The organism is uncultured Lawsonella sp., assembly GCF_947252745.1.
Taxonomy (GTDB): domain Bacteria; phylum Actinomycetota; class Actinomycetes; order Mycobacteriales; family Mycobacteriaceae; genus Lawsonella.
Window position 1 is genome coordinate 420,972 of sequence record NZ_CAMXWW010000001.1, and the last position, 17,480, is coordinate 438,451.

13 protein-coding genes and 1 pseudogene are annotated in these 17,480 nt (G+C 61.2%); 3 read left to right on the forward strand and 11 right to left on the reverse strand.

Going from position 1 to position 17,480, the window contains the following annotated elements:
* Window positions 1-60 precede the first annotated feature (60 nt).
* Entirely contained in the window at window positions 61-2,049 is a 1,989-nt protein-coding gene (locus Q0X28_RS01780; RefSeq protein WP_298575844.1) for an MFS transporter, read from the forward strand.
* Here Q0X28_RS01780 and Q0X28_RS01785 read toward each other — a convergent pair.
* The 8 genes from Q0X28_RS01785 to Q0X28_RS01820 all read right to left on the reverse strand — a co-directional run bounded on the left by Q0X28_RS01785 (window position 2,046) and on the right by Q0X28_RS01820 (window position 11,465).
* Entirely contained in the window at window positions 2,046-2,444 is a 399-nt protein-coding gene (locus Q0X28_RS01785; RefSeq protein WP_298575848.1) for a CrcB family protein, read from the reverse strand. The genes Q0X28_RS01780 and Q0X28_RS01785 overlap by 4 nt on opposite strands.
* 2 nt (window positions 2,445-2,446) lie before the next feature.
* Window positions 2,447-3,778, reverse strand: coding sequence for a CrcB family protein (locus tag Q0X28_RS01790; RefSeq protein ID WP_298575851.1), 1,332 nt, complete (start codon window positions 3,776-3,778; stop codon window positions 2,447-2,449).
* 201 nt (window positions 3,779-3,979) lie between these two features.
* Entirely contained in the window at window positions 3,980-5,194 is a 1,215-nt protein-coding gene (locus tag Q0X28_RS01795) for a hypothetical protein (protein ID WP_298575854.1), read from the reverse strand.
* Window positions 5,195-5,303: 109 nt separating this feature from the next.
* Complete coding sequence (dnaB, locus tag Q0X28_RS01800; protein WP_298575857.1) at window positions 5,304-6,734, reverse strand: replicative DNA helicase; 1,431 nt, start codon at window positions 6,732-6,734, stop codon at window positions 5,304-5,306.
* Between the two features lie 545 nt (window positions 6,735-7,279).
* On the reverse strand, window positions 7,280-7,732 hold the full coding sequence (gene rplI, locus Q0X28_RS01805) for a 50S ribosomal protein L9 (protein WP_298575860.1): 453 nt from the start codon (window positions 7,730-7,732) through the stop codon (window positions 7,280-7,282).
* 47 nt (window positions 7,733-7,779) lie between these two features.
* Entirely contained in the window at window positions 7,780-8,295 is a 516-nt protein-coding gene (locus Q0X28_RS01810) for a single-stranded DNA-binding protein (RefSeq protein ID WP_053962104.1), read from the reverse strand.
* Window positions 8,296-8,337: 42 nt separating this feature from the next.
* A complete protein-coding gene (rpsF, locus tag Q0X28_RS01815) occupies window positions 8,338-8,625 on the reverse strand; it encodes a 30S ribosomal protein S6 (protein ID WP_296239445.1) in 288 nt (95 codons plus the stop codon).
* Between the two features lie 308 nt (window positions 8,626-8,933).
* Window positions 8,934-11,465, reverse strand: a complete 2,532-nt coding sequence (locus Q0X28_RS01820) for a transglycosylase domain-containing protein (protein ID WP_298575867.1) — start codon at window positions 11,463-11,465, stop codon at window positions 8,934-8,936.
* 469 nt (window positions 11,466-11,934) lie between these two features.
* Between Q0X28_RS01820 and Q0X28_RS01825 the strand changes: the two genes are divergently transcribed.
* Together Q0X28_RS01825 and Q0X28_RS01830 are read left to right on the forward strand one after the other, a co-directional pair.
* Entirely contained in the window at window positions 11,935-12,489 is a 555-nt protein-coding gene (locus tag Q0X28_RS01825) for a PadR family transcriptional regulator (protein ID WP_298575870.1), read from the forward strand.
* A gap of 171 nt (window positions 12,490-12,660) precedes the next feature.
* Window positions 12,661-13,725 (forward strand): annotated as a pseudogene (locus Q0X28_RS01830) (inositol-3-phosphate synthase); the annotation flags it as partial.
* 633 nt (window positions 13,726-14,358) lie between these two features.
* Here the strand turns inward: Q0X28_RS01830 and Q0X28_RS01835 are convergent.
* The 3 genes from Q0X28_RS01835 to Q0X28_RS01845 form a co-directional block, all read right to left on the reverse strand.
* Window positions 14,359-14,856, reverse strand: coding sequence for a hypothetical protein (locus tag Q0X28_RS01835; protein WP_298575873.1), 498 nt, complete (start codon window positions 14,854-14,856; stop codon window positions 14,359-14,361).
* Between the two features lie 82 nt (window positions 14,857-14,938).
* A complete protein-coding gene (locus Q0X28_RS01840; RefSeq protein ID WP_298575876.1) occupies window positions 14,939-15,418 on the reverse strand; it encodes a hypothetical protein in 480 nt (159 codons plus the stop codon).
* A gap of 105 nt (window positions 15,419-15,523) precedes the next feature.
* Window positions 15,524-17,287 (reverse strand): pyruvate dehydrogenase, encoded by a 1,764-nt coding sequence (locus tag Q0X28_RS01845; RefSeq protein ID WP_298575879.1) that lies wholly within the window; start codon window positions 17,285-17,287, stop codon window positions 15,524-15,526.
* Window positions 17,288-17,480: the final 193 nt, after the last annotated feature.

Sequence of the window (17,480 nt, forward strand, 5' to 3'; positions counted from 1 at the left end):
GTCAGCAACATGGCGCACAATGTTAGAGACACCCTGTCTCTAAAAGTGAGTGGAGGAAAAATGGCACTCCCCAAATACCCCAAGCCCGGTGCGGAGACAGCCAGCCCTGCTGACCACCCTGCACCAGCAGACACTGCACGCGCCACCACTGCATCCACCAGTGCCACCAACGACGCGGACACCACCAGTACCCACGCCGACGTCATCTCCGAACCCGGTTGGCGCAAATGGGCCATGCTCGCCGTCCTCGCCCTCGGCCTGTCTCTCATCATCCTTGACGGCACCATCGTCAATGTCTCCCTCCCCACCATCATCAAAGCCCTCAAACTGGACCTCTCCCAGGCCCAGTGGGTGAGCGCCCTCTACACTGTCGTCGTTGCCTCCCTCCTCCTCGGCATCGGCAGCTTCGCAGACCGCATCGGCCGCCGCACCACCTTCGCCATCGGTCTCGTCATCTTCGTCCTCGGGTCCATCCTCGCCGGCAGCTCCACCACCGGCAACGCCCTCATCTTCTCCCGCGCTCTGCAAGGCGTCGGCGCCGCCTTCGTCATGCCCTCCACCCTGTCCAACGTCCACGCCAACTTTACAGGTCGAGACCGCGCCATCGCCTTCGGAATCTGGGGTTCCACCATCTCCGCCATGGCCGCCATCGGCCCCCTCGTCGGCGGTGCCCTCACCACCTACAGCGACTGGCGCTGGATCTTCTTCATCAACGTTCCCCTCGGCATCCTCTGCCTCATCGGTGCCTTCGTCGCCGTCCCCAACACCAAGGCAGCAAAAGAAGACTCCCTCAGCGACGTTGAGGAAGCTATCGCCGAATCCCCCGAGGGCGAGGCCACCTTCCTCCCCAAGGCCGGTGCCGTGACCCCCAAGACCGGCCATGACGTCCTCGGTTTCATCCTCTCTATCCTCTCCGTTGGCCTCATCGTCTTCTCCATCATCGAAGGCCCCAAGCTGGGCTGGTGGCACCGCAACGCCAGCCTCAAGGTGTTCAACCAGGACCTGATCCCCAACGCCACCCTCAGCTCCGTGCCCTTCCTGCTCATCATCGGCATTCTGATTCTCATCGGATTCGTAGCCTGGGAGCTCTACCGGGTGAAGCACACCAAATACGTGCTCTTCGACCCCTACTTGTTCCGCAGCCCCGCTTTCGCCTGGGGTAACCTCACCGCCATGGTGGTCGGAATCGGACAGTTCTCCCTGACTTTCCTGCTGCCCATGTTCATCATCAACAGCATGTGGAAGTCCCCCATGACCGCCGGCTGGGTCCTGGCAGCAATGGCTATCGGCGCCATGATCTCCGGTGGCCTCGCCCGCCGCGTCACCGAATCCATCACCCCCACCGGTGTCGTCATTATCGGCCTGGGGCTGGAAGTCGTGGGTGTGGCCATGCTGGCCGGTACCCTCAACGTCGAGCAAAACCTCTGGTCTATGGCATTCATGCTGGTCGTCTACGGTGTTGGCCTAGGCTTCGCCTCCGCACAGCTGACCTCCACGGTGATGGGAGACGTGCCGGTGGAACGCTCCGGCATGGGCTCCGCCACCCAATCCACTGTGCGCCAGCTTGGTAGCGCCACCGGTATCGCTCTAGGCGGTTCCGTGCTGGCCACCTCACTCAGCAACCACCTGCCCGACCTGGTAGCCCAGGTGGGTGCCCCCAAGCAGCTCACCGAGCCGCTGGTGCAGGCCACTATTGATTCCGGTGGCGCCAACCTACGCTTCATGCAGTTGCCCCCATTCTCCGACATTCTGCGCCTGGGCTACACCGACGCCGTCTCCACCTCCATGTGGGTATCGATGGCATTCCTGGTGGTTGGCTTCCTAGCCTCGCTGCGGCTGTGGCAAGTGAAGAACCGTCCCTCCAAGGCCATGCTGGCCCGCCAGGCCCGCCGCCACTCCGGGGAGACCGTCGCGGAACGCAGTGCGGCCGTCGAGCAGGAGCTGAAGGACAAAGAGCGCAAGGAGGCCATCAAACGGGCCGCCAACCGCAGCCCGGAAGGCACCTCGGCGGCAGAAGCCATGAAGAACTTCAAGCGCCAGCGCCGCTAGCCCAGGATGAGGAAAGCGGCGAGTACGCCCAGCAACAGTCCACCCAGTACGCTCCCCAGTGCGTAGAACAGTGCCTGCCAACCGTGGTGAGTGCGTAGCATCGTCACCACTTCCACACTGAAGGTGGAAAAGGTGGTGAACGCGCCGCACAGACCAACACCCCAGATGGCATAGCTGTTGTCGCTCATGACGCCCACACTGAGCGCCACGGTAAATAGCCCGAGCAGAAAGCTGCCGAAGAGGTTAGCGAGCAGGATGCCGGTGGAGAAGGCAGGGACGCGCTTCCCTTTGGCGGCACTGTCCAGCTGCACGCTCAGGAGTGTGCGGTCGAGAATGAAACGTAGCAGGGCGCCGAGTGCGCCACCACCCATGACAAGGAGTGCGGTAGTTCCCATTGCTACTTGTCCTCCTCATTCTCGGTGGCATGGGCGGCAGCAAGGCGGGCCGCAAGGTCTGTCACTGTGCCGGCTTGCCCTTCGGGGACAGCCCACCGGGAGTGACGGCTGGCAACTTCTCCGTCCTCATCGAAGGTGATGACGGGGAACTCTGCAGTACCGGGGAAAGCGAAAGCCTCTGAGTCGAAGTCAAGATCGGGCAGGTAAAGTTCCGGCTCGGGTTTCCCATTCGCCATGAGAGGGCGAGGTTTCGCGTGTGAGTGCCGGCCGGCGCGCGGGCTGGATGTGGGCGTAGCCGCAGGCGAGGCATGACGCGTGGTAGCGGCGCGAGACTCAGGTGCAACTTCCTTGGCTGGTGCGGCAGTGGGCTCAGCAGACTCAGCTGCTTGAGGAGCTTTGGTCGTCACAGGAGACTTGTACGCCTCAGGAGTCTTGAGTGCCTCGGTGGTGTCAGTGGCCTTGGCAGCCTCGGCGTCTACAGGTTGTGGTTCCCTCACAGCTTCTACCATCGGTGCCGGTGCGGAAGCACGATGAGCGACCGGCTCGGCCTGGCGGGTTCGGCTATCCTGGCGAGCAGCCTGCGTGTGGTTGCTCTGGTCGGCATGGTCGGCACGGTCGACAGCCAGCAGCTCCTCCGCGTCGTAGGACTCGGTAAAGAGTTCGGAGTCGTCATCCTGCAGGTCCTCAATGGGGGCATGCTTGGCAGGATAGAGCTCCGCTTCCGGCGCTTCAGTAGCTTCGGTGGCTTCCGCAGCCTCAGCGGTTACTACACCGTCACCAGCCTCAGCTCCACTGGCATCAGCTACACGATCATCCGCTTCAGCCGCGGCACGGTCGACAGCCAGCAGCTCCTCCGCACTCTCGTCCGAATCCACCGAAAGTTCGGTGGGCAGCCCACGCTTGGCATCCTGCTTATCCAAAGCCAGCGTGGTACAGAACATGGCCACTACCGCTGCCATCACAGACAGCAGCACATTGAGCAGCACCTGCAGGCTCGCCAGCCACGGGTGACCTTCATTGGCCAGCTGCAGGCTCAGCACCATCACCGTTGAGAATGTGGTGAAACCACCCAGCAGGCCGGCACCCAGGAACGCAACCACAGCGGGCCGGTGGGGCAGGCGACGGGCAGCCGACACCGTCACCACACCCAAGAGGGCGGAACCCACCACGTTAATGAGAAGAACGGACCAGGCGATAGTGCCGGGCGCACTGGTCCAACCTGTGCTGAGAGCCCAACGGAGCAGTGCGCCCAGGGCGCCACCAGCGGCAACCGCCAGGGCCATCCCCAAATAGCTGCGCAGTTTCTCCAGGGAGAAAGAGGTGCGAGATGTCATGAAACGCTTATTACTTCCCGATTCGTGGCCAACGGTGGAGCAGCGTTCTCCTCCCGGAGGCGGGGACGTAGGTTACTGCTTTAACAGTACCTGTTCGCCCCCGCTCTCCCGGAGTTGAGACAGTGTGAATTCCCACCGATTTCCCGGACAAGGGGAAGCCACGAGCGGCCGGGCGGGTGGGCGTCCACGATGGAATACGCGCTAGGGACGCGGCTCCACAATTTGCTTGCTCAAGGATTTAATCCATTCCAGCAGCCCACCAGTGCTGGCAGGGGCCGGCTTACCCGTCCACAGGGTGTAGAGCTTCTGCTTTGCGGTCGGGTCGGTGATGCGGATGACGGTGCCGTGGCGGTTCGCGCGGCGGCTGCCGTTCGGGCGGAGCGTGGCAATCTTGCCATGGTTGCTCCACTTGCCATTAAGGCTGCTGGCTTCCGCCACGAGGTTGCCGCGGCTGGAGTCCTTCCCCCAGGTAGAGAGCTTGTCGGTGTAGAGGAAGTACTTTCCGTTCAGCTTGGTGAGGGAGGGGCCTTCGGACCCTTCGACAGCGTTGCGGTTGACAAGTTTCCAGCCGCTGGTGCCCATGTGGCTGTTGCGCCAAATTTCGTTGTGGGCGCCATCGCGCTTAATGACGATGTAGTAGTTGCCATCATCGTCTTGGAAGGCGGAGCCATCAATGCGGTTGTCGGAGGGCAGGGAGAAGTGGATTTCCTGGGCGCGGCCGGGGCGGAACGTGATCTTGGGGAGGCGGGCATTGTACTGGGACGGCCCGTCATAGCTCAGTTCATTGACTTTCACCAGGTAGGGAACCATGCGGTCCTGGTAGGGGCGGCCGTGGAAGAGACCGAAGTAGCCAGCGCAGAACATGATGTACACCTGGCCATTGCTGTCCCGGAACCACTCGGGGGCAACGATGTCGGTGCCGAAGCGGGCGGCGGGGCTCAGGCCGATGCCCGGGTACTTGGCGCCGCCGAATTGGAGTGCTTCGGGGAAGGACCAGGTTTTGCCGTCCTTGGAGACACCGATGGTGGGCCAGAATTTGCCGTCGTGGCGGTTCCACCCGGACAGCATCCAGAAGGCGCCGTCATGGTACATGATGCTGGGGTCACCCAGGGTGTGGTGGATTGAGCCGAGGGTGGACGTGTCGTCATTGGGGTTGCCGGGGGTGGCGTCCTGGTAGGCGATGCCCAGTTCGTCGAACTGCTTGCCGTCGGTGGAGAGGTAGAGAGTGTCGGAGTGGTCACCGTCGTTGGTGAAGAAGGCACCCATGAGGACGTCACGTGACATGAAGTCGCTGTAGCTCACATTCCGGTTGAAGGCGGGGGCGGCGTGAGCGGGGAGGGGAGCGACACTGGCGGAAGCCAGGGTGAGGGCGAGGAGGGCGGTGGCACCCCGACGCCGTGAGTGGCGGTTAGCCATTTCCGGTTTCTTTCTTGAGTAGTGATGGAGAGAAAGGTGCGTCAGCTGTGGGGGCTCGGGTTAATATAGTCCATCGAGTCCGGGCGACACGCAGTTGGCGCGGCGGCTTCTAGTCGAAGTCGCGGGCTTTGTTGACGAAGCGGGAAAAGTGGAGCTGAGAGACGACCTCGACGGTGCCGGTGGGGCCGCCGCGGTGCTTACCGACGATGATTTCGGCTTCGCCGGCGTGAACATCGTTGGGGTCGAACATTTCTGGGCGGTGGAGCAGAAGCACCATGTCGGCGTCTTGTTCCAGCGAACCAGATTCACGAAGGTCCGATACTTGGGGGCGTTTATCGTTGCGCTGTTCGGGGCCACGGTTGAGCTGGGAGACGGCGATGACGGGGACTTCCAGTTCCTTGGCGAGGAGCTTGAGTTGGCGCGAAAACTCGGCGACTTCTTGCTGGCGGCTTTCCACTTTTTTGCCGGAGCTCATCAGCTGGAGGTAGTCGACGACCACCAGGTCGAGGCCGTGTTGTTGCTTGAGGCGGCGGGTTTTCGCGCGGATTTCCATCATGGTGATGTTGGGCGAGTCGTCGATGTAGAGGGGTTTGTCGGCGATCTCGGACATGCGTTTCACCAGTTTGCCCCAGTCCGCATCGTCCAGGCGGCCGCCGCGCATGTCGGCGAGGCGTACTTGGGCTTCCGCGGAGAGGAGGCGCATGGTGAGTTCGATGCGCCCCATTTCCAGGGAGAACATGACGGAGGTTTTGTCGTGTTTGAGGGAGCAGTTGCGCATAATATCGAGCGCGAGTGTGGATTTGCCAACACCGGGGCGGGCGGCGATGATGATCATCTGGCCGGCGTGGAGGCCGTTGGTGAGCTCGTCGAGGTGGAAGAAGCCGGTGGGGACGCCGGCTGCTTTGCCGTCGTTGCGGGCGATTTCCTCTATTTCGTCCATGGTGGGTTGGAGGACGTCTTCGAGGGATTTGTAGTCTTCGGTGTGGCGGCGTTCAGTGACCTCGTAGATTTCAGCTTGGGCGCGGTCCACCATGGCGTCTACGTCCATGCCGTCGGCGGCGGCGTAGCCGTAGGAGGTGATGCGCATGCCCGCGTCGACGAGGCGGCGGAGCAGTGCTTTTTCGGCGACGATGTGGGCGTAGTAGGGAGCGTTGGCGACGGAGGGTACTGCTTCGATGAGGGTGTGTAGGTAGGGGGCGCCGCCGATGCGTTGGAGTTCCCCTTCTTTGTCGAGTTCGTCGGCGACGGTGACGGCATCGGCGGGCTCTTCATTGGCGGAGAGTTTCATGATGGCGTCGTAGATGCGTCCGTGGGCGGGCTTGTAGAAGTCGTCGGCGCGGAGGATCTGGTGCATCAGCGGGGGAAGGTCTTTGGAGAGCAGCATGGCGCCGAGGACGGCTTGTTCGGCGGCTTGGTCGTTGGGGGGCTGCTTGTCGTGGAGAGCGGCGCTGGGTATTCCGGTATCGCTGGGGACTCCCGCGTAGGGGTCATCGTAGGGCGGTTCGAAGGGGTCTCCGAAGGGCCCAGCGTTGCTTGTCATGGTTGCGCATTCCTACCGATGAACAGTTGGTGGGGTGTGTCTCTTACTTTATGCGTTTAGCGGGATAAAGTCAGATCTACTGTGTGCTGTTGATGGGTGAAATGTGGTGGAGGGTGTGGGGCGTGCAAGCTGTCCACATCTGCCTGTGGATAAACCTGTGGATGAATGGTGCACTTATACCCAAATCCCATGTGGCGTTTGGGGAAGAAATGCGGAAAGTTGTGGAATTGTGTGGATAACTTTTCCAAAATGCCAGTTCAGAGCATATTTCCTAGTGTGGATAAGAGAGCTTTTGGAAGGTTGCAATAATTTTTTCGTCACGCGCTGCCTTCCCCCATAACACCCCCAGCTACCTGCTATTTACGCGCCTTTCGCCGGCTACCAGCCAGTTATCCACAGAGCGGAGCGCTTTATCCTCTCGCCTTCCCCACCAGGGATAGACATAACCACCGGCTAAGCTACCGAGCTTTGTCCAGAAGCGTATTCGGCAGTTAACCGGTGGTTAAAATGCTGTTGTCTGAAGTTTTGGGATGGGTGAGTAGGTATTACTCTGCGGCGATGGCGACGGTGACAGTGGCCTTGACCTTGCTGGAGAGAGCCACGGCAACGTCGTAGTTTCCAACGGTCTTGATCTGGCCCTTAGCCAGCTCAACGGCGTGCTTGTCGATCTTGGGGCCGCCAGCCTTTTCAATTGCTTCGACGATGTCGGCAGCGGTGACGGAGCCGAAGAGCTTGCCGCTCTCTGCAGACTTCACAGCAACCTTGACATCAGTAAGAGCCTCGAGAGCTTCCTTGACCTCGCGGGCGTGCTCAGCGTCGCGGATCACACGATCCTGCTGGGCGCGCTTAATAGCGGCGATCTGCTTCTCGGCGCCACGGGTGGCGACGATAGCCTTGTGGCGGGGAAGCAGGAAGTTCCTTGCGTAACCATCCTTGACCTCGACGATTTCGCCGGGGGCACCAAGGTGGTCAACGGCAGTGGTGAGGATCAGCTTCATTGATCTTCTACTTTCTTCGTTGATAAATCTGTGTGCTGTCTGCCAGATCAGAACGGGGGTTCATCCATCCCTCCGCCGAAGTCGGACTGTGGGGCGGAACCCCACGGGTCGTCGGACGGAGCGGACTGGTTGGCAGAGCCACCACCGAAGGAATTATTGGATCCACCGAAGCTGTCGCCGCCGAAGGAGCCACCTCCTCGCGTCGCCTTCGTCACCTTAGCGGTGGCGTAGCGGAGGGAGGGACCAATTTCGTCGACTTCCAGCTCGATAACGCTGCGCTTCTCGCCCTCACGGGTTTCATAGGAGCGCTGACGCAGACGACCTTGCACGATGACGCGAGAGCCACGAGTCAGAGACTCGGCAACATGCTCGGCGGCATCACGCCAGATGCTGCAGCGTAGGAACAGTGCTTCGCCGTCCTCCCACTGGTTAGTTTGGGAGTTGAAGCGACGTGGCGTAGAGGCCACGGTGAAGTTAGCCACGGCGGCACCCGAGGGGGTGAAGCGCAGCTCAGGGTCTGCGGTGAGGTTTCCCACCACCGTGATCGTAGTTTCGCCAGCCATAATTCCTCCTGCGATGATGTGCGTTAGTCAGCAGCCGGGGGCTTACTGATCAGCGCGCAGCACCTTGGTGCGTAGAACGCTTTCATTCAGGGTGAGCAGTCGATCGAGCTCCTGAACCGTTGCCGGCTCGCAGTTCACATCGACTACCGCGTAGATGCCTTCCGAGTTCTTCTTGATCTCGTAGGCAAGACGGCGCTTGCCCCACACATCGACCTTGTCAACCTTGCCGCCTTCTTCACGGACCACGTTCAACAACGTGTCCAGGGACGGGGCAATGGTGCGCTCGTCGAGAGTGGGATCAAAAATGACCATCATTTCGTATTGACGCACGGACCTCATCACCTCCTATGGACTAGTAAGAATCGGCCACGGCCTTTCCGTGGCAGGAGGGTTCGTTGCGTCTGCAACTTCACCAGTCTAGCAGGAGAAATGGCTCCCCTCCTAACGGAGAAAAGCCATTCTTCCGGGACACGGTGTGTTTTGTTTGGAAATATGGATGCTCTGAGCTAACAGGGCGGTCGGGCCGGGCGGCTAGCCGGTGGTCCACCAGGGCGTCGGTCCGGGTAGCCAGCCGGTGATGCGGGCAGGGGCTCACACCTCTGGGCGGCCCGCCTCAGGCTTGCTCAGTTGGCGGCGGGTTAGCGCCACAGCACCCCGCCGTCCTCGTCCGGGTTGTCCTCGTCCGGTTGGTGTGTCGTGGTGGTGGTGGTGGGCGGCGCGAACGGGTTCTCCACGCCCGGCAGTCCGGGGAAGGTCGGACGGGTGGCGGAGGTGCGCTTCGATTCGCTGGGCTCGTGGTGCTGCCGCTTCTTCTTCTTTTTGTCCTTCTCGGCAGTTTCGGATGGCGCGTAGTAATAGTTGTAGCCTGGTCGGCCGGCTTGGCCGTCAATGGCACCGGGGGCGGGGAAGTACTTGAACTGTTCGCCTTGCAGAGTGCCGTCCATGGTCGCTTTCCAGATGTCGGAGGGCAGTGTGGAACCCCAGACTGCTGCTCCCCCACTGGTTTCCAGGGCGGTGCCGTTCTGGGTGCCCACCCACACGGCGGTGGAGGCCTGCGGGGTGTAGCCCACCATCCAGGCGTCACGGTTCTTGCCGGTGCTGCCTAGCTGCACGGTTCCGGTCTTGGCGGCGGAGGGGCGCCCTCCAGCTAGGCCGTGGCCGTTGGAGTAACTGGCGATGGGTTCCAGGGCGGAGGTGACGTTGTCGGCTACGACTTCCTTGACGCGTCGCTCGCCGGACTGCTGGTCGTGCTGGTAGACGGTGCGGCCTTCGCCACCGTTGGCGACGGCTTCCTTGACGAAGAACGGTTCGTGGTAGATGCCGCGGGCGGCGAAGGTGCCGTAGGCGGAGGCCATATCGAGGGGACGGACGGGGTAAGCACCCAGAGTGATGCCGCCTTCCACGTAGCCATCTTTATTTTGGAGGGTCTTGCCGTAGCCGGGGATTTCGCGGGGGATGCCGGCTTTGTAGGCCATGGCGCGTACGTCCCGTGGTCCGTTCTTGAGGTCCATCATGAGGCGGTAGTAGCTGGTGTTGAGCGACATGACGGTGGCGGAGGCGATGGTACAGGTTCCGCAGCTCATGCCCTCCGAGTTCTCGATGGTGATGTGTCCCATCTTGTAGGGGGCGGAGGAGTACATCTTGCTGAGCGGGATGTTTTGGTCCAGGCCGGCAGCCAGGGTGAATACCTTGAAGGAGGAGCCTGTCATTTGCGGGGAGTCGGCATAGTCGAAGTCGCCGGCTTGGGCGCCACCGTAGTAGGCCAATACTCCACCGGTTTGTGGGTCGATGGTGACGGCGGCTGCCCGCATTTGCTTGGGTTGGCTCTTCAGGGTGTCTTGTACGGCCTTGATGACGGCTTGTTGGGCATCGGGTGAGATGGTGGTGATGATGCGGAGGCCTTCGGAGGTGACGGTTTGTTCGTCGAAGCCGTGGTTGGCCAGTTCCCGCATGATTTGCGCCTTGAGGATCCCGTTGGGGCCAGAGAGGCGATTGTCGAGGGTGCGGTTCTTGTTTTCGGGGAGGGTCTTGGGGAAGTCCATCTTGGCGACTTCCTCGCGGGTGAGCCAGCCTTCCCGCAACATGCCGCGCACCACATATTTCCAGCGGTTTTCGGAGGCGACGGGGTTGATGCGGGGGTCGAGGTTGGAGGGCTGTTGGATGAGCCCGGCCAGCATGGCGGACTGCGAGGGGGTGAGTTCGTGGACGGGCTTGCCGAAGTAGGTTTGGGCGGCGGTATCAACACCGTAGGCGCCGCGGCCGAAGTAGATGGTGTTGAGGTAGGCCGTCATGATGTCTTGCTTGGACCACTGGTTTGCCATCTTCATGGAGATGACGAGTTCTTTGAACTTGCGCCAGTAGGAGCGTTCGTTGCCGACCAGTGCATTCTTGACGTACTGCTGGGTGATGGTGGAGCCGCCGCCGGTGTCGCTGCGGCCGGTGAGTTGGCCGAGGGCGGCGCGGCCGAAGCCGCTGAAGGAGAAGCCCTTGTTCGTCATGAACTCGCGGTCTTCGGCGGCCATGGTGGCGTGGCGGAGGTGTCCGGGGATCTGGGAGGCGTCGACTTCTCGCCGGTTTCCGGCTTCAGGGATGATGTTGCCGAGGACGGTTTTACCGTCGCTGGCGACGAGAGTGACGCGTTGTGCGGTAGGGATGTCTCCGGGGGCGGGGACCCGCACGAAGATGTACATGAGGACGAAGAAGATGACGCTGGCCACGATGGTGGTGAGGAGGAGCAGGGCGATCCATTTGAAGATGCCGGCGATGACGCTCTTCGGGGTGACCTTCTTCGGGGGGCGGGGGGCTTTGGGGCGGCGGGTTTTCTTTGGGGCGCCGTCGCGTGGGGGTTTGCCGCCGCGGCTGGCGGCGGTTGCCTGGCCGGCTGCCGAGCCACGGGATGTAGTGCCACGGGAGGCGGTGCCGCGGGAGGCGGGTGCGGGGCGAGTTCCCGCAGTGTGGAGGGCGTCGACGGAGATACGACGGGCACGCTGTTGCGAGCCTCCAGAGGTTTGACGGGCGGCTTGGCCAGCGCCTCGCTGCGGATGGGTATCGTGTGTGTTTCCGGCTTTGCGGCTCAAGTCCTTGGCAAGCAGGGAGGCTTTACCTTGTGTGGCAGCCCAGGTGTCGCCAACACGATCCCCGAAGGTGCGGGGGGCGTCATGTCGTCCCATGCGGTGTGCCCTCTCTTGCGGCGAAAGTTGTACAACATCCCATCTTATAGGCACTTTCCATTCTGGACGACTATCTCCACCTGCATACTCGATGACGATTCCCACGTGGGAGGTGCGGTGGGAGGGGTCTGCGAGGGCTGTTGTTGGTGCGGTGGGAGGGATTGTCGGAGGCTGTTGTTGATGCGATGTGAGGGGTTGAGGAAGGCCTTGTGGGGGTGACGGCGTCGGGCTCGCATGAGGCCGATGACTGCTGTGGTGGGTTAGAGCGGCGGGTGTGCACGGGGTTAGGTCGGCGGGTGCGCATCGCGGAAAACATCGCCGAAGTCATTGTCGAGGATATATCGGCTCGATATAGTGGATGTTAGCTTTGGGGTTATTTTTCCCGCTCCTGATAGTGTTCTGGCTAGCACCAACCGCGTCGCCCCCAGCGGCGCCGTCACCGCGCACAACCTGTGGAAAGGAGAACACAGTGCTCGACATTGCAGTACTTGGCCTCCTCGACATTGAGCCCATGCACGGCTACCAGATCCGCAAAGTGCTCACCGAAATGTCGGGCACCGTCCGCGGTTTCTCCTATGGTTCGCTCTACCCAGTACTGAACAGGCTCGAGACAAATGGCCTTATTGAGTCTCCTCTGGAAGACTCTGTCGTTACTCTGACGCGCCGAAAGGCGAAGAAGGTGTATCGGCTCACAGAGATCGGCCGCCAATATTTTCTCGAGCTACTCAGCGACATCCCTCCCACTAGTTTTAGCGATGAAGACTTCGGCATGCGCCTAGCCTTCTTCGACAAAACTCCCGCAACGGCACGCCGCCGCCTGCTGGAAGGGCGCCGCCGCCTTCTCGAAGAACGACGCGACCACCTCCTCAGCGTGATACACGGCAGGGTCACTCCACCCATCAACCCCACCAACCCACTGTCCCCGTACAGCCAGGGGTTGAACGAGCTGGCCCTCGAATCCGCCCAACGCGAGATCTCCTGGGTCAACTCACTTATCCAAGCGGAAGACGAAGACGGCGCCTAGCGTTACCACTGCTGCAATGCCCGGCACACCCCGCCGCGTGCTCCCCGGCACCCCTGCTGCCCACCACTGCGGCAGCACCCGGTTCCCCGGGCACCGTCACCACTCCTCCACTTGGGTTCTATCCACCGTGAAGAGGGGTAGCACCCGCTCCCCCACCGCAAGGAGTAAATAGTGACTGACAATAAGATTCGCGTTGCCATCGTCGGTGTTGGCAACTGTGCATCGTCTCTGGTGCAAGGCGTTGAGTTCTACAAGGACGCCAAGCCCACCGACCGCGTGCCCGGCCTCATGCACGTCGTCTTCGGCAAGTACCACATCAACGACATCGAGTGGTCCGCCGCCTTCGACATTGACAAGGACAAGGTTGGTCTCGACCTGGCCGACGCCATCTGGGCAGGCCAGAACTGCACTATCAAGTTCTCTGACGTTCCCGAAACCGGCGTGAAAGTCCAGCGCGGCCACACCTACGACGGCTTCGGCAAGTACTACCGCACCGTCACCGAGGAATCCCCCGAAGAACCCGTCGACGTCGTGCAGGTCCTCAAGGACACCAAGACCGACGTCCTCATCTCCTACCTACCGGTGGGCTCCGAGGAAGCCGACAAGTTCTACGCCCAGTGCTGCATCGACGCCAATGTGGCGTTCGTCAACGCACTGCCCGTGTTTATCGCCTCCGACCCCGAGTGGGCCAAGAAGTTCACTGACGCTGGCGTTCCCATCGTCGGTGACGACATCAAGTCCCAGGTGGGCGCTACCATCACCCACCGCGTCATCGCTCGCCTCTTCGAAGAGCGCGGCGTGCGCCTGGACCGCACCTCGCAGCTGAACGTGGGCGGCAACATGGACTTCATGAACATGTTGGAACGCGACCGCCTGGAGTCCAAGAAGGTCTCCAAGACCCGCGCCGTCACCTCCATCGTCCCCCACGAGATGGCGGACCGCGACGTTCACATTGGCCCCTCCGACCACGTGGCCTGGCTGGATGACCGCAAGTGGGCGTACGTCCGCTGCGAAGGCACCACCTTTGGTGAGGTTCCGCTGAACCTCGAATACAAGCTGGAAGTGTGGGACTCCCCGAACTCCGCCGGCATCATCATCGACGCCCTGCGTGCCGCCAAGATCGCCAAGGATCGCGGCATTGGTGGCCCCGTGTGGGCTCCTGCCTCCTACTTCATGAAGTCTCCCCCGCGCCAGCTGCCGGACGACCGCGCCCGCCGCGCCGTTGAGGACTTCATCGAGAAGGGCGAAGAATGGCCTACCGACCTCACTGAGGCTTCCGTGTGGCGCGCCGGCGAAGATCCGCTGGAGTGGAAGGCATAACCACCAGCTGTCTGCACACCAAGCAGCAGCTTATGAAGCCTTCTCCTAGCGGGTAACGCAATCCGTTTCCACACATAACGGAAGAAGTCACACACAGTGGCGGGTGAGAGATTCTCTCACCCGCCACTGTTCTTTATGCCAGGTCTGTCAATGCCTCTATGCCAGGCCCGTAAATGCAAGAAACGACCTCCAAAATGCGGAGGTCGTTTCTGCGGGAGTAGCTTGCGTGCAACTACTTACTTATGTGATTGATACTGTAGCGCATGTGCTTTACACGCGCACCTTTTTCTCAGATTTCTGAATCGATCTAGAATCTGTCGTCTATTCGACTTGCGCCACGAAAATCCAACTTTTTTACCACTCGGAATAGTAAAACCCGCGATTCCCACCTTAGGCCTAGCACGCTGAAAAAGCGCGTCACCTGCGTTAATATCCCGGAAAGCAGTTAGTGAACCTTTCCATACAGGCGCGATTGCCACATATTGCCGGTATTTTTTACCAGTGATTGTGACGCCTGTCATATTTACCCCCAGGGGTAAACGAGAGAATTCATATACCCCCCCGTTCGGGGGTGATACTGTTTTCTTTTAGGTATTCTTCAAGGAAAACATGAAGAGTATTAGCAAGCATCTGCTCCTCCGAACCACGACCCACCGTCACCGGAATACCGTGATACGAATACGCCGCCTGCAGTGCAGCAACACGCCACGGCGCCAACACTTGGTTCTCAACACCCTTGAAAAACAGCTGGCCACTATTCTGCTTGGAGTCAACACCCGCCACGCCACTCTCAGAATTACTCTTCGGAGACCCCGACCCCTCCACCTTCGCGGCGCGGCGACCTAAGTCCCACTTCTCGTAACTCGCCCAGCGATCCCCCCACCGACAAGAACCTACTGCACACCACAAACACACAATACTGGCGGCCCAGCCCAGCCAACTCACCCCCGGATACCCCCACCTCAGTAGACGTGGAGTCGTAGAGGATCTCCCCAACGACACCCCATCCCGGGCATCCTCAGCATTCGCAAAGCGGGGAGCATCCACCACAAAAGTCCAGTAGCACTTCTCCCGATGACCCAAAAGCGCCAGCCCGTGATCCCGCTTCGCACACGTATTGGTAATACGGTTAATCCACGAGTACAGCGCGTACCGGGACACCGCGAAACGCGGCGTGATCCTTGATCGCCGCGGCAACAACATCCGCAATGTCCTGCGCCTGATGGTTAAACACCACAGGGTGCAACCCCACCCGAGCACGCCGCTGATTCAGCGCCTCGATCCGAGGCACACGCGCCGGCAGGTTATGCTTCGCCACATCCTGCACGTCGGACACGTCCACACCCTGGTAGACGTCTTGCCGCTCACGCAGCTCCGCAATAGTGCGGCGCAGTTGCGCGGGAGAGGACAGATAGCGGTCCACCCCAGCAACGTCAAGCTCACCCTTATCTTCGCCGGGAGATTCCTCCGGTGACGGCGAGGTGGGCGGCACCGGCGGATCCTGCGGCTCATTCACCACAGAAAAGGGCACATCCGGTACCGGCGCAGCCTGGGATGGTACGGCTGCCAGCCCCATTAACAGACCCGCCCCGAGAGCGAGGGACGACATACCCGCCGTCACCTTCCGTAAAGAAACGCGGGCGGGGATACAGGCAGTGAGGGTGTCATCGTGTCTCCTTCGCTTACTCGGGGCTGCGCTGCACGAGCGGAAAATTTACTTATTAAACAAACTGAACTGCGAGGGTCGCTTCGGAATGTTACGGAGGTTAGAGCGAGCCATCGACATAACCTCGCCAAAACCACCATTAAGCACCTGCTTCGACATGGCGGTGGCGAAGCCTTGCATCTGCTCCAAGGTGATCTTCGGCGGCATAGACAGTGCGTTCGGATCCGTCACCACATCAATAACGCAGGGGCCCGGGCGCTCCATCTCCGCAGCAAATACGCTCTCCAGCTGGGTCGGATCCTCCACCCGCACAGAGTGGATACCAAGCGCCTCGCCCACAGCGGCGTAGTTCACGGACTCAGAATCGGTGGCAAAGTCCGGCAGACCAGCCACCAGCATCTCCAGCTTCACCATGCCCAGGGAGGAGTTGTTAAAGACAACCACCTTCACCGGCAAATTGTAGTTCTTGATGGTGATGAGGTCACCCATCAGCATGGACAGGCCACCGTCACCACACATAGCAATAACCGGACGATCGGGGCGGTACGTACCCACCCCAATCGCATGCGGCAGCGCATTCGCCATCGACCCGTGCAGGAAGGAGCCGATAACGCGACGCTTCCCATTGGGGGTGAGGTAGCGGGCAGCCCACACGTTGCACATGCCGGTATCGACAGTGAAGACGGCGTCCTCAGGAGCGGCCTCATCCAGCTTCACCGCAGCATACTCGGGGTGAATAGGCTTCGCCTTGGTGACATCGCGAGTGTAGGCACCCACCACCTTGCTCATGCGGTGCTCCTGGCGCTTCAGCATATCGTCCAGGAAACTCCGATCGGTCTTGTTCTTGACCAGCGGGTTGAGCAGCTTAAGGGTTTCGCCGACGTCACCGTGCACGGCAATGTCCAGGCGAGTGCGGCGGCCCAGGCGGGCGGCGTCGATCTCAATCTGGGCGGTCCTCACATTGGCGGGCAGGAACTGCTGGTAGGGGAAGTCGGTACCGACAAGAATCAGCAGGTCGGCGTCCTCCATAGCATCCTGGCAGGCACCATAGCCGAGCAGGCCGGACATGCCCACGTCATAAGGGTTATCCCACTGGATAACTTCCTTGCCGCGCAGCGAGTGGCCCACCGGGGCCTTCGCCAGCTCAGCGAGCTCTATCACGGCATCGTGAGCGCCCCGGGCACCAGCACCCACAAAGAGGGTGACCTTGCGGGCATTGTTGATAGCATCGGCCAGGGCCTGCACATCCTCGATGGCGGGCACAATGTGGGCCGGCTTAGGGCTAGTGATAGTGTCGGGCAGGTTACCTTCCACCTCCGCATCGGCGACGTCGCCGGGGAGGGTCAGCACGGCAACACCCGGGCCGGAGAGGGCCTGCTGGATGGCGGAGCGAGTAACGCGCGGCACCTGGGCGCTAGTCGACAGCATTTCGGAGAACACGGAGCACTCGTCAAAGATGCGATCCGGGTGGGTCTCCTGGAAGAAGCTGGTTCCGATCTGGGAGGAGGGGATGTGAGAGGCAATGGCCAGCACCGGCAGGTGGGAGCGGTTAGCATCGAAGAGACCGTTGATGAGGTGCAGGTTGCCCGGGCCACAGGAGCCGGCGCAGACAGCCAGCTTGCCGGTAACTTCTGCTTCGGCAGCGGCGGCGAAGGCGGCGGTTTCTTCGTGGCGGACGTGAATCCAGCTGATCTGCTTGGAACGTCGAACAGCATCGACGACGGGGTTGAGGGAGTCACCTACGATGCCGTAGATGTGGCGGACGCCGGCTTCTTCGAGCTGGTGCACCAGATGTTCTGCAACTGTAGCCATTGTTCTTCTTTCTGTACCTCGGCGAGGGCCGGTGAGCGGGCGGAGGCGTTCTGTGTTGTGCGTGCCGTCGACTGTGCGGGGTGTGCACAGGGGCGGCATGTACTCTTCTCAACCGAAACCCGTCGCGGAAATATTCCCCATCCACACCCCGCCGGCGCCCCACCGTGGTATATGGCAACCGGGTGACGGCACA

Excerpts from the sequence above, each read along its gene's own strand:
- Q0X28_RS01780 (WP_298575844.1), top strand. The coding sequence starts at position 61 with ATGGCACTCCCCAAATACCCCAAGCCCGGTGCGGAGACAGCCAGCCCT.
- Q0X28_RS01845 (WP_298575879.1), bottom strand. The coding sequence starts at position 17,287 with ATGGCTACAGTTGCAGAACATCTGGTGCACCAGCTCGAAGAAGCCGGC.
- Q0X28_RS01810 (WP_053962104.1), bottom strand. The coding sequence starts at position 8,295 with ATGGCTGGCGAAACTACGATCACGGTGGTGGGAAACCTCACCGCAGAC.
- Q0X28_RS01785 (WP_298575848.1), bottom strand. The coding sequence starts at position 2,444 with ATGGGAACTACCGCACTCCTTGTCATGGGTGGTGGCGCACTCGGCGCC.
- rplI (WP_298575860.1), bottom strand. The coding sequence starts at position 7,732 with ATGAAGCTGATCCTCACCACTGCCGTTGACCACCTTGGTGCCCCCGGC.
- Q0X28_RS01820 (WP_298575867.1), bottom strand. The coding sequence starts at position 11,465 with ATGGGACGACATGACGCCCCCCGCACCTTCGGGGATCGTGTTGGCGAC.
- Q0X28_RS01840 (WP_298575876.1), bottom strand. The coding sequence starts at position 15,418 with ATGTCGTCCCTCGCTCTCGGGGCGGGTCTGTTAATGGGGCTGGCAGCC.
- Q0X28_RS01790 (WP_298575851.1), bottom strand. The coding sequence starts at position 3,778 with ATGACATCTCGCACCTCTTTCTCCCTGGAGAAACTGCGCAGCTATTTG.
- Q0X28_RS01795 (WP_298575854.1), bottom strand. The coding sequence starts at position 5,194 with ATGGCTAACCGCCACTCACGGCGTCGGGGTGCCACCGCCCTCCTCGCC.
- dnaB (WP_298575857.1), bottom strand. The coding sequence starts at position 6,734 with ATGACAAGCAACGCTGGGCCCTTCGGAGACCCCTTCGAACCGCCCTAC.